Source organism: Pseudomonas sp. P4_B4, from assembly GCF_056402255.1.
In genome coordinates, this window is sequence record NZ_JBFUHS010000037.1 from 79,707 (window position 1) to 92,966 (window position 13,260).

Annotated in this window: 9 protein-coding genes; 3 read left to right on the forward strand and 6 right to left on the reverse strand. The window is 60.5% G+C overall.

Annotation, left to right across the window (positions count from 1 at the left end; translation table 11 throughout):
• Positions 1-158: 158 nt before the first annotated feature.
• The 3 genes from betA to betI form a co-directional block, all read right to left on the reverse strand.
• Complete coding sequence (gene betA, locus AC1DVE_RS26955; RefSeq protein WP_223532918.1) at positions 159-1,859, reverse strand: choline dehydrogenase; 1,701 nt, start codon at positions 1,857-1,859, stop codon at positions 159-161.
• 132 nt (positions 1,860-1,991) lie between these two features.
• Positions 1,992-3,464, reverse strand: a complete 1,473-nt coding sequence (gene betB, locus AC1DVE_RS26960; protein ID WP_223460464.1) for a betaine-aldehyde dehydrogenase — start codon at positions 3,462-3,464, stop codon at positions 1,992-1,994.
• Positions 3,465-3,526: 62 nt separating this feature from the next.
• On the reverse strand, positions 3,527-4,120 hold the full coding sequence (betI, locus tag AC1DVE_RS26965) for a transcriptional regulator BetI (protein ID WP_223460462.1): 594 nt from the start codon (positions 4,118-4,120) through the stop codon (positions 3,527-3,529).
• A gap of 381 nt (positions 4,121-4,501) precedes the next feature.
• Here betI and AC1DVE_RS26970 point away from each other — a divergent pair, with 381 nt between their 5' ends.
• On the forward strand, positions 4,502-6,457 hold the full coding sequence (locus tag AC1DVE_RS26970) for a BCCT family transporter (RefSeq protein ID WP_223460610.1): 1,956 nt from the start codon (positions 4,502-4,504) through the stop codon (positions 6,455-6,457).
• Positions 6,458-6,710: 253 nt separating this feature from the next.
• Here the strand turns inward: AC1DVE_RS26970 and choV are convergent, their stop codons facing one another.
• From choV to AC1DVE_RS26985, 3 genes are all read right to left on the reverse strand, one after another.
• The gene (choV, locus tag AC1DVE_RS26975) at positions 6,711-7,889 is read right to left on the reverse strand and encodes a choline ABC transporter ATP-binding protein (RefSeq protein WP_223460461.1); all 1,179 of its coding nucleotides are present in this window, start codon (positions 7,887-7,889) and stop codon (positions 6,711-6,713) included.
• Positions 7,886-8,731 carry a choline ABC transporter permease subunit gene (gene choW, locus AC1DVE_RS26980; RefSeq protein ID WP_110662211.1) on the reverse strand — a complete coding sequence of 282 codons (846 nt, stop codon included), beginning with the start codon at positions 8,729-8,731 and terminating at the stop codon, positions 7,886-7,888. Before choW ends, choV begins: the two co-directional genes overlap by 4 nt.
• A gap of 66 nt (positions 8,732-8,797) precedes the next feature.
• Positions 8,798-9,745, reverse strand: coding sequence for a choline ABC transporter substrate-binding protein (locus tag AC1DVE_RS26985; RefSeq protein ID WP_223460459.1), 948 nt, complete (start codon positions 9,743-9,745; stop codon positions 8,798-8,800).
• A gap of 435 nt (positions 9,746-10,180) precedes the next feature.
• Between AC1DVE_RS26985 and AC1DVE_RS26990 the strand changes: the two genes are divergently transcribed.
• Together AC1DVE_RS26990 and gbdR are read left to right on the forward strand one after the other, a co-directional pair.
• Positions 10,181-11,557 carry an L-serine ammonia-lyase gene (locus AC1DVE_RS26990; protein ID WP_223460457.1) on the forward strand — a complete coding sequence of 459 codons (1,377 nt, stop codon included), beginning with the start codon at positions 10,181-10,183 and terminating at the stop codon, positions 11,555-11,557.
• Between the two features lie 523 nt (positions 11,558-12,080).
• Positions 12,081-13,184, forward strand: a complete 1,104-nt coding sequence (gene gbdR / locus AC1DVE_RS26995; protein ID WP_007975492.1) for a choline metabolism transcriptional regulator GbdR — start codon at positions 12,081-12,083, stop codon at positions 13,182-13,184.
• The last annotated feature ends 76 nt before the right edge of the window (positions 13,185-13,260 follow it).

The following is a 13,260-nucleotide window of genomic DNA, read 5'->3' on the forward strand; positions in this document are numbered from 1 at the left end:
TTGGGAGGGGTGGTGGCTGACAGGGCCCCTTCGCGAGCAAGCCCGCACACATTTAATCCCGGGTGTTCACAAAATCTGTGTCCACTGGAGATCAAGTGTGGGAGCGGGCTTGCTCCGGGCGGCGTTCCGACGAAGGCCGCACCGCGGTGTAACGGTTGTTAAGCGATCTGGCTCACTTCCCGCACCGGCTTGCCCTTCACCGGCGCTTCACCCGCCACATAGTAAGTGGCAGTGCTACGCGGCAACGGCTTGCGGCCACGGATCTTGTCGGCGATTTTCTCGGCCATCATGATCGTTGGTGCGTTGAGGTTGCCGGTGGTGATGATCGGCATGATCGACGCATCGACCACCCGCAGGCCTTGCATGCCATGCACGCGACCTTCGCCATCGACCACAGCCATCTTGTCGGTGCCCATCTTGCACGAGCAGGACGGATGGAACGCGGTTTCCGCGTGTTCGCGGATGAACTTGTCCAGTTGCGCGTCGCTCTGCACGTCGATACCCGGGCTGATTTCGCGACCACGGAAGGCGTCCAGTGCAGGCTGCTGCATGATTTCACGGGTCAGGCGGATGCCGTCGCGGAATTCCTGCCAGTCCTGTTCGGTGGCCATGTAGTTGAACAGGATGCTCGGGTGCTGGCGCGGGTCCTTGGACTTGGCCTGGATGCGCCCGCGGCTTGGCGAACGCATGGAGCCCATGTGCGCCTGGAAGCCGTGCTCTTTCACGCCGTTGCTGCCGTTGTAGTTAATCGCCACCGGCAGGAAGTGGTACTGGATGTTCGGCCATTCGAATTCCGGACGGGTACGGATGAAACCGCCGGCTTCGAACTGGTTGCTGGCGCCGATGCCGGTGCCGTTGAACAGCCACTCGGCACCGATGGCCGGCTGGTTGTACCAGAGCAGCGACGGGTACAGCGAGACCGGTTGGGTGCAAGCATATTGCAGGTACAGCTCAAGGTGATCCTGCAGGTTTTCACCGACGCCCGGCAGGTTGTGGACCACCGGAATGTCGAGCTTGTTCAGCAGCTCGGCCGGGCCGACGCCGGAACGTTGCAGGATCTGCGGCGAAGCGATGGCGCCGGAGCACAGCAGCACTTCCTTGCGAGCTTTGACTTCAACACGCTCTTCGGCAGCGCCGACCAGGTAACGCACACCGACCGCACGCTTGCCTTCGAACAGGATCTTGTCAGTCAGGGCGTGGGTGACGATGGTCAGGGTCGAACGCTTCTTGGCCACGTCCAGGTAACCGCGGGCGGTGGAGGCACGACGGCCCTTCGGCGTCACGGTGCGGTCCATGGGGCCGAAGCCTTCCTGCTGGTAGCCGTTCAAGTCTTCTGTGCGCGGGTAACCGGCCTGCACGCCGGCTTCAACCATGGCGTGGAACAGCGGGTTGTTGCCGGCTTTCGGCGTGGTCACGCTGACCGGACCTTCGCCACCGTGGTAGTCATTCGGGCCGATGTCGCGGGTTTCCGCTTTACGGAAATACGGCAGGCAGTCGAGGTACGACCAGTCCTCAAGGCCTGGCAGTTTCGCCCAGCCGTCGTAGTCCATGGCGTTGCCGCGGATGTAGCACATGCCGTTGATCAGCGAGGAACCGCCCAGGCCCTTGCCGCGCCCGCATTCCATGCGACGACCGTCCATGTGTGGCTCAGGATCGGTTTCGTAGGCCCAGTTGTAGCGACGGCCTTGCAGCGGGAACGCCAAAGCGGCCGGCATCTGCGTGCGGAAGTCGAAACGGTAGTCCGGGCCGCCCGCTTCGAGCAACAGGACGGTGACGCCTGCGTCTTCGGTCAGACGGGTCGCCAGGGTGTTACCGGCCGAGCCGGCACCGATGATGATGTAGTCGAATTCTTGGGACATAGGCCCTCCGGGGGGATTCAAGCTGCAAGCTTCAAGCTGCGAGTAAGAGCAGCGAGCGGTGCATAGAAGAAGGGGGGGCGGCAAACCAAACTGCTTTTAACTTGCAGCTTGAAGCTTGCCGCTAGAGGCTTCTCAGAATACTGAGACGTACTCGCCCAGCTCGACCTGTACCGATTTGATGCGGGTGAAGTTGTTCAGCGAGCTGATCCCGTTCTCACGGCCGACACCCGACTGCTTGTAGCCGCCAACCGGCATCTTCGCGTCGGACTCGCCCCAGGCGTTGATCCAGCAGATACCGGCTTCCAGTTGATGGATCACGCGGTGGGCGCGGTTCAGGTCCTTGGTGACGATACCGGCGGCCAGGCCGAAGTCGGTGTCGTTGGCGCGACGGATCACTTCTTCTTCGGTTTCGTAGGACAGGATCGCCATCACCGGGCCAAAGATTTCTTCGCGGACGATGGTCATGTCGTCGGTGCAGTCGGTGAACACGGTCGGCGCCACGAACGCACCCTTGGCGAATTCGCCGTCGGTCAGGCGCTCACCGCCACACAGCAGGCGGGCACCTTCTTCCTTGCCCTTGGCGATGTAGCCCAGCACGCTTTCCATGTGCGCAAAGCTGACCAGCGGACCGAAGTTGGTGTTTTCGTCTTGCGGGTTGCCGATGCGGATGCGTGCAACGCGCTCAGCGATCTTGGCTTCGAAAGCGGCCTTCAGGTGAGCCGGTACGAACACGCGAGTGCCGTTGGTGCAAACCTGACCGGAGCTGTAGAAGTTGGCCATCATCGCGGTGTCGGCAGCGCGATCGAGGTCGGCGTCGTCGCAGATGATCAGCGGCGACTTGCCGCCCAGTTCCATGGTCACGTCCTTGAGCGAAGAGCTCGAAGCGCTGGCCATGACTTTCTTGCCGGTGTCGGTGCCGCCGGTGAACGAGACTTTCTCGATGCGCGGGTGTTCGGTCAGCCAGGTGCCGACTTCACGGCCGCTGCCGGTCAGGACGTTGAACACGCCGTTTGGCACGCCGGCTTCGGTGTAGATCTCGGCCAGTTTCAGGGTGGTCAGCGAGGTGACTTCACTTGGCTTGAAGATCATCGCGTTACCGGCCGCCAGGGCTGGCGCGGATTTCCACAGGGCGATCTGGATCGGGTAGTTCCACGCGCCGATACCGGCCACGACGCCCAGCGGCTCGCGACGGGTGTAGACGAACGAAGTGGTGCGCAGCGGGATCTGCTCGCCTTCGATGGCCGGTACCAAGCCTGCGTAGTACTCCAGCACGTCGGCGCCGGTGACGATGTCGACGTAGCGGGTTTCGGAGTAGGCCTTGCCGGTGTCCAGGGTTTCCAGGGCGGCCAGTTCGTCGTTGCGCTCACGCAGGATTTCCACGGCGCGACGCAGGATGCGCGAACGCTCCATGGCGGTCATGGCGGCCCAGATCTTCTGGCCCTTTTCGGCGCTGACGACGGCGCGTTCGACGTCTTCCTTGGTCGCACGTTGCACTTTTGCGAGGACTTCACCGTTAGCCGGGTTGATGGCTTCGAAAGTGGCGTCGCTGCTGGCGTCGCTGTACGCGCCATCGATGTAGAGTTTTTGCAGTTCGAAACGGGCCATAAAGTCCTCGCAAGAGCATTAAGTGGCTGGCGCGGTTCGGTGGTTGAGCGTTTATGTGTGCTCTAACTCACCCGCTTGGCCAGTTGGGTATCCATGTATTCGTAAGCAATCTGTTGCGCCTGCCCGGTGTCGAAAGCGTCTCCCGACAGCGCACCGCGCAACCACAAGCCGTCGATCAACGCTGCCAGGCCTCGGGCGGCACTGCGCGCATCATTGAGCGGCAGCACGCGGCGGAACTGGCAGCACAGGTTGGAATACAGGCGGTGATCGTTGATCCGCTGCAACCTGTGCAAAGACGGCTGGTGCATGCTGGTGGCCCAGAAGGCCAGCCAGGTTTTCATTGCCGGGCCATTGACCTGGCTGGCGTCGAAGTTGCCCTCGATGATCACCTGCAGATGCGCCCGCGGGCTGCCATCTGTCAGCGCCTGTCGGCGCAGGGTGACGTTCTCGCTGAGGACGGTCATCAGGTACCCCATGGTGGCGGCAATCAGGCCGTTCTTGTCCTGAAAGTAGTGACTGATGATGCCATTCGAGACACCGGCCAAACGGGCGATCAGCGCAATGCTGGCGTCTCCCATTCCGACTTGATCGACTGCCTGCAAAGTGGCTTCGATCAATTGCTGGCGGCGGATGGGTTGCATACCGACCTTGGGCATCTTGCACATCTCCTTAGGCCTTCCGGTGGGCGTGGAACGGCTACCGGGTTGAAGGCCAGTCTATTTTGTTTTGATTGAACGTTCAATCAACAAAGAATAAGATCTGCGACAAATCGTCGCTGCCTACAGATTTTTCCTACATGTAGCTGCGGAAAAAACGACTTCCGAAACTGCTCGAAACCTACGCGCTGCGGCGCTCCAGGGGTTTCGGGCTTTTTTCGGGCTGTCTTTATATCACCCGCCGGTCGGCTGCCCACTAACCGATTGGTCGGGTAACTCGTTTGTCTTGCGTTCTTCTCTCGCACTGCCCGGAGCATCTGTGCCATGAGTTCTGCCTCGCTAATAAAGACCCCACCCGAGAAGGTGACGGTCAACGGTTGGGTGTTCTACACCTCTACCGCGTTGATTCTGTTGTTGACCGCCATTCTGATCATCGCCCCGCAAGAGGCCGGCAGAATGCTGGGTACGGCGCAAGCCTGGTTGTCCCGCAGCTTCGGCTGGTACTACATGGTGGTGATTGCCGCCTACCTGATTTTTGTCGTCGGCCTGGCGTTTTCGTCCTACGGCAAACTGAAACTGGGCAGCAAGGACGACACCCCGGACTTCAGCTACGGCGCTTGGGCGGGGATGCTGTTCTCGTCGGGTATCGGCATTTCGCTGCTGTACTTCGGCGCGTCCGAGCCGCTGGACCACTACTTCAACCCGCCGGAAGGCGTATCCGCCAGCAACCTTGCCGCCCGTCAGGCGGTGCAGCTGACGTTCCTGCACTGGGGCCTGCATGGCTGGGCGATCTATGCGCTGGTGGGGTTGGCCGTGGCGTACTTTGCCTACCGGCATAACCAGCCGCTGGCGTTGCGTTCGGCGTTGTATCCGCTGGTGGGCGAGCGTTGGGTCAAGGGCGCGGCCGGGCATGCGGTGGACGGCTTCGGCATGTTCGTCACCCTGCTGGGGCTGGTGACGAACCTGGGGATCGGTTCGCTGCAAGTGTCGTCGGGGCTGGAAAACCTGTTCGGCATGGAGCACAGCAACACCAACCTGCTGATCGTGATCATCGTGATGAGCACCGTGGCGACCATCGCCGCTGTGTCGGGCGTGGAAAACGGCATCCGTCGTTTGTCCAACCTCAACATCGTGCTGTTCAGCGGCCTGCTGATTTTCGTCCTGTTGTTCGGCCCGACCTTGCACCTGCTCAACGGCTTCGTACAGAACGTCGGTGACTACCTGAACGGCGTGGTGCTGAAGACTTTCGATCTGTATGTGTACGAAGGCGACAGCGAGAAGTCCGACCGCTGGCTGGGCCTGTGGACCCTGTTCTACTGGGCCTGGTGGATTTCCTGGGCGCCATTCGTGGGCATGTTCATCGCGCGTATTTCCCGTGGTCGCACCGTGCGTGAGCTGGTGGCCGGCGTGCTCCTGATTCCGCTGGGCTTCACCCTGGCGTGGTTGTCGATCTTCGGTAACTCGGCTTTGGACCTGGTGATGAACCATGGGGCGGTGGCGCTCGGGAAGACGGCGCTGGAACAGCCGTCCATGGCGATCTACCAGTTGCTTGAGCATTACCCGGCGTCGAAGGTTGTGATCGGCGTGTCGATCTTTGTCGGTTTCGTGCTGTTCCTGACCCCGGCGGACTCCGGCGCGGTGATGATGGCCAACCTTTCGTGCAAGGGCGGCAACGTCGACGAAGACGCGCCGCACTGGCTGCGGATCTTCTGGTCGGCAGTGATCACCCTGGTGACCATCGGCCTGCTGTTTGCCGGCAACTTCGAAGCCATGCAAACCATGGTGGTGCTGGCCGGCCTGCCGTTCTCGGTGGTGCTGGTGTTCTTCATGTTCGGCTTGCACAAGGCCATGCGCCAGGACGTGCAGATCGAACAGGAGCAAGCGGAACTGGCGGCACGCGGTCGTCGTGGTTTCAGTGAGCGCTTGACCCAACTGGACCTGCAACCAAGCCAGTCGGTGGTGCAGCGCTTCATGGACAAGCACGTGAGCCCGGCGCTGGAAGATGCGACGGCGCAAATGCGTGCTCAAGGCCTGCAAGTGCAGACGCTGCTGGGCAAGTCCAAGCGTTGCATGGGCGTACGGGTGGAGATGGAAGAGGGCAACCCTTTCGTCTACGAAGTGAGCCTGGATGGCTACCTGGCCACGCCGACCGAGTCGGCGCAGATCGATGAGGTGCGGGCCGATGAAGCGCGTCAGCGTTTCTATCGCGCCGAGGTGTACCTGCACAACGGCAGCCAGGACTACGACTTGATGGGTTTCACCCAGGATCAGATCACCCGTGACGTGCTCGATCAGTTTGAAAGCCATCGGCAGCTCCTTGGCCGGGTTTATAGCTGAGTTGTGAGGTCTGCGGTGGCGTCAGTTGCACCGCAGATCTTATGTGGCGAGGGAGCTTGCTCCCGTTGGGCTGCGAAGCGGCCCCAAAACCAGAGACTGCGGTAGTTCAGGCAGAACGCACTATCCGGATCTACGACTGCTTCGCAGCCGAACGGGAGCAAGCTCCCTCGCCACAGTTGTCAGTATTCCAAGTCTTATATCTGCACTAACAAAAACGCCGCGATTCTCTCGCGGCGTTTTTGCATCTGTTGCCTTACCCCAGGTTCTTGCCGAGCAGTGCGTGATACAGCTCGCTGTCGCCAAGAATCCCCACCACATGGTTGTTATCGTGCAGCACCAGTTTGTTGCCGGTCTGATAACGAATCTGCAGCGCATCGCGCATGCCGATGTTCGAGTCCACCAGGGTTGGTCGACGACCCAGGCCTTCAACGGCCTGACCCGGTACCCAGTTCTGCAAGTCCAGCGCAGACCCGTTCTGGCGAGCGCCCTTGATGGTGTTGCCCTCGGCCAGGTCCAGCCACGAATCGCCACCTGGATCCAGGCATACCGAACCGTTGATGCGTTTGCAGTTGTCCAGGCTGCGCATCAGGCTGCGGCCGCACAGCACGTTCAGCGGGTTGGTGTGGGCTACGAAGGTCCGCACGTAGTCGTCCGCCGGGTTGAGGACGATTTCTTCCGGCTTGCTGTACTGGATGATCCGGCCGTCTTTCATGATCGCGATACGACTGCCGAGTTTCAGCGCTTCATCAAGGTCGTGGCTCACGAAGACGATGGTCTTGTGCAACTTGCGTTGCAGTTCCAGCAGCTCGTCCTGCAAGCCCTGGCGGATCAGCGGGTCGAGTGCCGAGAACGGTTCGTCCATCAGCAGAATGTCGGCGTCCATCGCCAGGGCACGGGCCAGGCCCACGCGTTGTTGCATACCACCGGACAGCTCGTTGGGTTTCTTGTTGCGCCACTGGGTCAGGCCCACCAGCTCAAGCTTGTCGTCCACCAGCTTGCGGCGTTCTTTCTCGGGACGACCCTGCATTTCCAGGCCGAAGCTGATGTTTTCGCGAACGGTCAACCAGGGCATCAGGGCGAACTTCTGGAACACCATCGCGATGCGCTTGGTGCGCATCATTTTCAGTTCTGCCGGCGTACACGAGGCAATGTCGATCTGCTTGCCTTCGTGCTCGACGAACAGCTTGCCGCGACTGACGGTGTTGAGGCCGTTGATGCAGCGCAGCAGGCTGGACTTGCCGGAGCCGGACAGGCCCATCAGTACGCAGATTTCACCTTTTTCGATATCCAGGCTGGCCTTTTCGACCCCCACGATCTGCCCGGTCTTTTTCAGGATCTCGTTACGGGTCATGCCTTGATCCAGCAGCTTGAGCGCCTCGCGTGGATCCTTGGAGAAGATAACGTCAACGTTCTCGAAGCGAATAATGCTCATGCGTCACCCCCTACTTTGGCGTCGGGTTGTTTGCAGATACGGTCGAGCATGATCGCCAGCAGTACGATCGCCAGGCCTGCTTCGAAGCCCAGGGCGATATCAGCAGTGTTCAGTGCGTTGACCACCGGTTTGCCCAGGCCATCGGCGCCCACCAGTGCCGCAATCACCACCATCGAAAGGGACAGCATGATGCACTGGGTGATACCGGCCGCGATGCTTGGCATGGCGTGGGGCAGTTCGATTCGCGAGAGCAGCTGACGTCGCGAGCAGCCAAAGGCTTTGCCTGCGTCCATCAATTCTTCCGGAACATCGCGGATACCCAGGTAGGTCAGGCGGATAGGCGCGGCAATCGCGAACACCACCGTGGAGATCAGGCCCGGGACCACACCCAGCCCGAAGAGGGTGAGGGTAGGAATGAGGTACACGAAGGTCGGTACGGTCTGCATCAGATCGAGTACCGGACGCATTAAAGTATAGAACATCGGCTTGTGCGCGGCGACGATGCCCAGCGGCACGCCGATGACCACGCAGACCAGGGTGGCGAACAGCACCTGGGCGAGGGTTTCCATGGTTTCCTGCCAGTACCCCAGATTGAGGATCAGCAGAAAGGAGGCAACGACAAACGCGGTCAGACCCCATTTGCGTTGAATGAAGTGTGCCAGTAGTGCGATTAGGCCGATCAGTGCCAGCGGGTTGAACCAGGTCAGCGCAAACGTCACGCCGTGGATCATCGTTTCCAGTGTCACGGCGATTGCGTCGAAGGTGCTGGCGCCGTGTTGCGTCAACCATTCAACGAAGCTCGCGATGTACTGGCCTAAAGGGATTTTCTGATCAATCAGCATGGTAGTGAACGTCCGCATGCAAGGAAATAAACAGCCCGGACGGCCGAGGCCGCCCGGCATAAGCGATTACTTGGCCAGTTTGGCTTTCACGGCCTCCAGGCCTGGTTTACCGTCAATGGTGGTCACGCCAGCGAGCCAGGTATCGAGCACCTGTGGATTGTTTTTCAGCCAGGCCTTGGCAGCCGCGTCAGGCTTCATCTTGTCGTCCAGGATGTTGCCCATCAGCGAGCTTTCCATGTCGACGGTGAACTCCAGGTTCTTGAGCAACTGGCCGACGTTGCTGCATTCCTGCGCATAGCCCTTGCGGGTGTTGGTCGCCACGGTGGCGGCACCGAAGTCCGGGCCGAAGAAGTCATCACCACCGGTCAGGTATTGAATTTTGAAACGCTTGTTCATCGGGTGCGGCGCCCAGCCGAGGAACACCACGGCGGTGTCGCGTTTCTGCGCGCGGTCGACCTGCGACAGCATGCCTGCTTCGGAGGATTCGACGACTTTGAAACCGGCGGTCTTCAGGCCGAAGGCATCCTTGTCGATCATGCTCTGGATCAGACGATTGCCGTCGTTGCCAGGTTCGATGCCGTAGATCTTGCCGTCGAGCTCTTTCTTGAATTTGGCGATGTCGGCGAAGTCATGCAGCCCCTTGTCGTACAGCGCTTGAGGGACGGCGAGGGTGTACTTGGCGCCCTTGAGGTTGGTGCGCACGGTTTCCACGGTGCCGGCATCGCGATAGGCCTTGATGTCGTTTTCCATGGTCGGCATCCAGTTGCCCAGGAACACGTCCATGTTCTTGCCGTCGGCCAGGGACTTGTAGGTCACAGGCACGGAAATCATGGTGGTCTTGGTCTTGTAGCCGAGGGCGTTGAGCACGACGCTGGTAGTCGCGGTTGTCGCGGTGATGTCGGTCCAGCCGACATCGGAGAAGTTTACGGTGCTGCACTGCGCCGGTTCTGCGGCTTGCGCCAGAACCGGCAGACTAAGCATGGCGGCCAACAACAACGACGGGGAACCTTTCATGGATGGACTCCTTGGTGTTTTTTTTGGCAGTGTTCCGACTGGACCACCGCACTTATAGGTTGCGGTTGGATGGCGTTCTGGAGACAGCTCTACCACTGCGCCTTGCAATCGAGTCGATATGATCATGTACCAGTGAAAATCTGACGCCTACAGGGTGCGTCGTATCCAGTACAGGGATGGTCGCATCCAGTGTCGGTGACGTCGTTTACAGATTTTTTCAGCCCGTTTTCCCCCTCTGAACCGCAAAAAAACGGTGAAAACACGGCGTAAAAGACACGCGGCGCTGGTGGGCATGAGTGCGTCGGTTAGAGACGTCGAACAACTGGATAAAAGCTTGATGATGCGGTCATCTCGGCGGATTGCAGCTTGAGCGTAGCAGCTCCGTCACCGTGCGTTTTTGCGTGCGCAGTGGGCCCATTCAGGAGTTCGGCAGTAATGGCTATCAGTGTTTTCGACCTGTTCAAAATCGGCATCGGCCCTTCCAGTTCTCACACCGTGGGGCCCATGCGGGCGGCGGCGTTGTTCGTGCAGGGCTTGCGCGAGCGCGGATTGCTGGAGCAGGTGCGGCGTGTCGAAGTCCAGCTGTTCGGCTCGTTGTCGGCCACCGGTATCGGCCACGGCAGCGACAATGCCGTGATCATGGGCCTGATGGGCGAGTGGCCGGATGCGATCGATCCGTCGCAAATCGGCATTCGTATCGCCACCCTGCGTGAGACCGATACGCTGCTGCTCGACGGTCGCTTGCCGGTGCCCTTCATCTGGGCCCGGGACATGCGCCTGATCGATGAGAACCTGCCATTCCATCCCAACGCCATGACCCTGATTGTCGAGGGTGATGACGGCGAGTTGTATCGCGACACCTACTATTCGGTCGGCGGCGGTTTTGTCGTCGATGAGGCTCAGGCCTCCAGCGGTGTCGTCGACCTCGACCGCACTGTGTTGCCATATGACTTTTCCAGTGCGGCCGAGCTGCTGGAACTGTGCAAAAAACACAAGCTGCGCGTGGCTGAGTTAATGATGGCTAACGAGAGGGTGTGGCGCAGCGAGGACGAAATCCGCAGCGGCCTGATGAAGCTCTGGCGCGCCATGCAGGATTGCGTTGAACAGGGCCTGAAACACGAAGGCATCCTGCCCGGCGGGCTGAACGTGCGCCGGCGTGCGGCGAAACTGCATCGCAGCCTGCAGGAGCTGAACAAACCCAACGTGATCGGCTCGACCTTGAGCGCCATGGAATGGGTCAACCTGTTCGCCCTGGCGGTCAACGAAGAAAACGCCGCCGGCGGGCGCATGGTTACGGCACCGACCAACGGCGCGGCGGGGATCATTCCGGCGGTGCTGCACTACTTCATGAAATTCAGCGAGGTCGTGACCGACGCCAATGTCGTCGACTACTTCCTCGGCGCGGCGTCAGTGGGAATCCTGTGCAAGAAGAACGCCTCGATCTCCGGTGCCGAAGTCGGTTGCCAGGGCGAAGTAGGTTCGGCCTGCGCCATGGCGGCGGCCGGGCTGGCGGAAATCCTTGGTGCTACACCAGAGCAACTGTGCAACGCGGCGGAGATCGGTCTGGAACACAACCTCGGCCTGACCTGCGACCCGGTGGGTGGGCTGGTCCAGGTGCCGTGCATCGAGCGCAACGCGATTGCCGCGGTGAAAGCGATCAACGCTGCGCAAATGGCATTGCGCGGTGATGGCCAGCACTTTATTTCGCTGGATCGGGTGATCCGCACCATGCGCGATACCGGTGCCGACATGCATGACAAATATAAGGAGACATCGCGGGGTGGGTTGGCGGTGAGTGCGGTGGAGTGTTGAGTCAGTAGTACCGAGTCGCATTCTTCGCGAGCAGGCTCGCTCCCACAGGTGGAGCGCATTCCAAATGTGGGAGCGAGCCTGCTCGCGATAGCGCCAGACCAGTCAAAACTGCGCGCTAAGTGAACACCAGCTCGAAAACGCGCCACCTTTTAGCGCGTCGCTCACAGATAAATTGTCTTGCCACTGATCGAGAGCCAACCAGCCTTCGACCGCCCGTCACCCGTGCCTGCGGTGACACTCTTTTCCATCGCGGCGCAACGCCGTTCCCACAAGTGCTACCGAATTGCTCACAGCTTGTGGGCCGGGGTGCTTGCCAGTCCTGATGGCCATTTAAATCCCCACGCCTTGCAAGACATATATAGACACATTCCGACGTCGTTTTTAGGAGTTATTGAACGCGCATTCAAATTTAGGCATGGCAATTGCTCTGTCATTACAAAGCCCGTCTCCCACGCGAGAACGATGGCAATAAAAAGAGCCTCCGCCTGAGGCCATCACCCGCTTTGTGTGAGGAGATACCGCGATGACGACGTTCAACTCCGGGGCCCAACCCCAGAACCGTGCGCCTCAATCCATCGGCTTTCTGCTGCTGGACAATTTCACGCTGATTTCTCTGGCCTCCGCAGTGGAACCCCTGCGCATGGCCAACCAGTTGTCCGGTCGCGAGCTGTATCGCTGGACCACCCTCACCGTCGATGGCGGCCAGGTCTGGGCCAGTGACGGCCTGCAGATCACCCCCGACGCCTCCATGCACAAAGCCCCGCCAATGGACACCGTCATCGTGTGCGGCGGCATCGGCATCCAGCGCACTGTTACCCGCGAACACGTGTCATGGCTGCAAAGCCAGGCCCGCCAGTCCCGCCGCCTCGGCGCGGTGTGCACCGGCAGTTGGGCCCTGGCCTGCGCCGGCCTGCTCGACGGTTTTGATTGCAGCGTGCACTGGGAATGCCTGGCGGCGATGCAGGAAGCTTTCCCGCGTGTAGCGATGAGCACCCGCTTGTTCACCCTCGACCGTAACCGTTTCACCAGCTCCGGCGGTACCGCGCCGCTGGACATGATGCTGCACTTGATCAGCCGCGATCACGGCCGTGAGCTGTCGGCGGCCATTTCGGAAATGTTCGTCTACGAGCGCATCCGCAACGAGCAGGATCACCAGCGTGTGCCGCTCAAGCACATGCTCGGCACCAACCAGCCGAAGTTGCAGGAAATCGTCGCGTTGATGGAAGCCAACCTCGAAGAGCCGATCGACCTCGACGAACTGGCGGTGTATGTCGCGGTGTCCCGTCGTCAGCTCGAGCGGTTGTTCCAGAAATACTTGCACTGTTCGCCGTCGCGTTACTACCTGAAGCTGCGCTTGATCCGCGCGCGCCAGCTGCTCAAGCAAACGCCGATGTCGATCATCGAAGTGGCGTCGGTCTGTGGCTTCGTGTCCACGCCGCACTTCTCCAAGTGCTACCGCGAATACTTCGGCATTCCGCCGCGTGACGAGCGCGTAGGGTCCAACACCACCCAACAAGTGGCGATGATGCCTTTGCCGCAAGCGCTGGTGCTGTCACCGTTGTCCGGGCCGTTGTCGGCGCTGAGTCAGGCGCGTAATGAGTCGACTTTTGCCAGTGTAAGGCTCTAGACCGAGGCGCTGCATTCGCGAGCAAGTCGGATCGCCGCACCGCCGCTCCCACATTGGAATGCATTTCAACTGTGGG

Excerpts from the sequence above, each read along its gene's own strand:
- betA (WP_223532918.1), bottom strand. The coding sequence starts at position 1,859 with ATGTCCCAAGAATTCGACTACATCATCATCGGTGCCGGCTCGGCCGGT.
- betB (WP_223460464.1), bottom strand. The coding sequence starts at position 3,464 with ATGGCCCGTTTCGAACTGCAAAAACTCTACATCGATGGCGCGTACAGC.
- betI (WP_223460462.1), bottom strand. The coding sequence starts at position 4,120 with ATGCCCAAGGTCGGTATGCAACCCATCCGCCGCCAGCAATTGATCGAA.
- choV (WP_223460461.1), bottom strand. The coding sequence starts at position 7,889 with ATGAGCATTATTCGCTTCGAGAACGTTGACGTTATCTTCTCCAAGGAT.
- choW (WP_110662211.1), bottom strand. The coding sequence starts at position 8,731 with ATGCTGATTGATCAGAAAATCCCTTTAGGCCAGTACATCGCGAGCTTC.
- AC1DVE_RS26985 (WP_223460459.1), bottom strand. The coding sequence starts at position 9,745 with ATGAAAGGTTCCCCGTCGTTGTTGTTGGCCGCCATGCTTAGTCTGCCG.
- AC1DVE_RS26990 (WP_223460457.1), top strand. The coding sequence starts at position 10,181 with ATGGCTATCAGTGTTTTCGACCTGTTCAAAATCGGCATCGGCCCTTCC.
- gbdR (WP_007975492.1), top strand. The coding sequence starts at position 12,081 with ATGACGACGTTCAACTCCGGGGCCCAACCCCAGAACCGTGCGCCTCAA.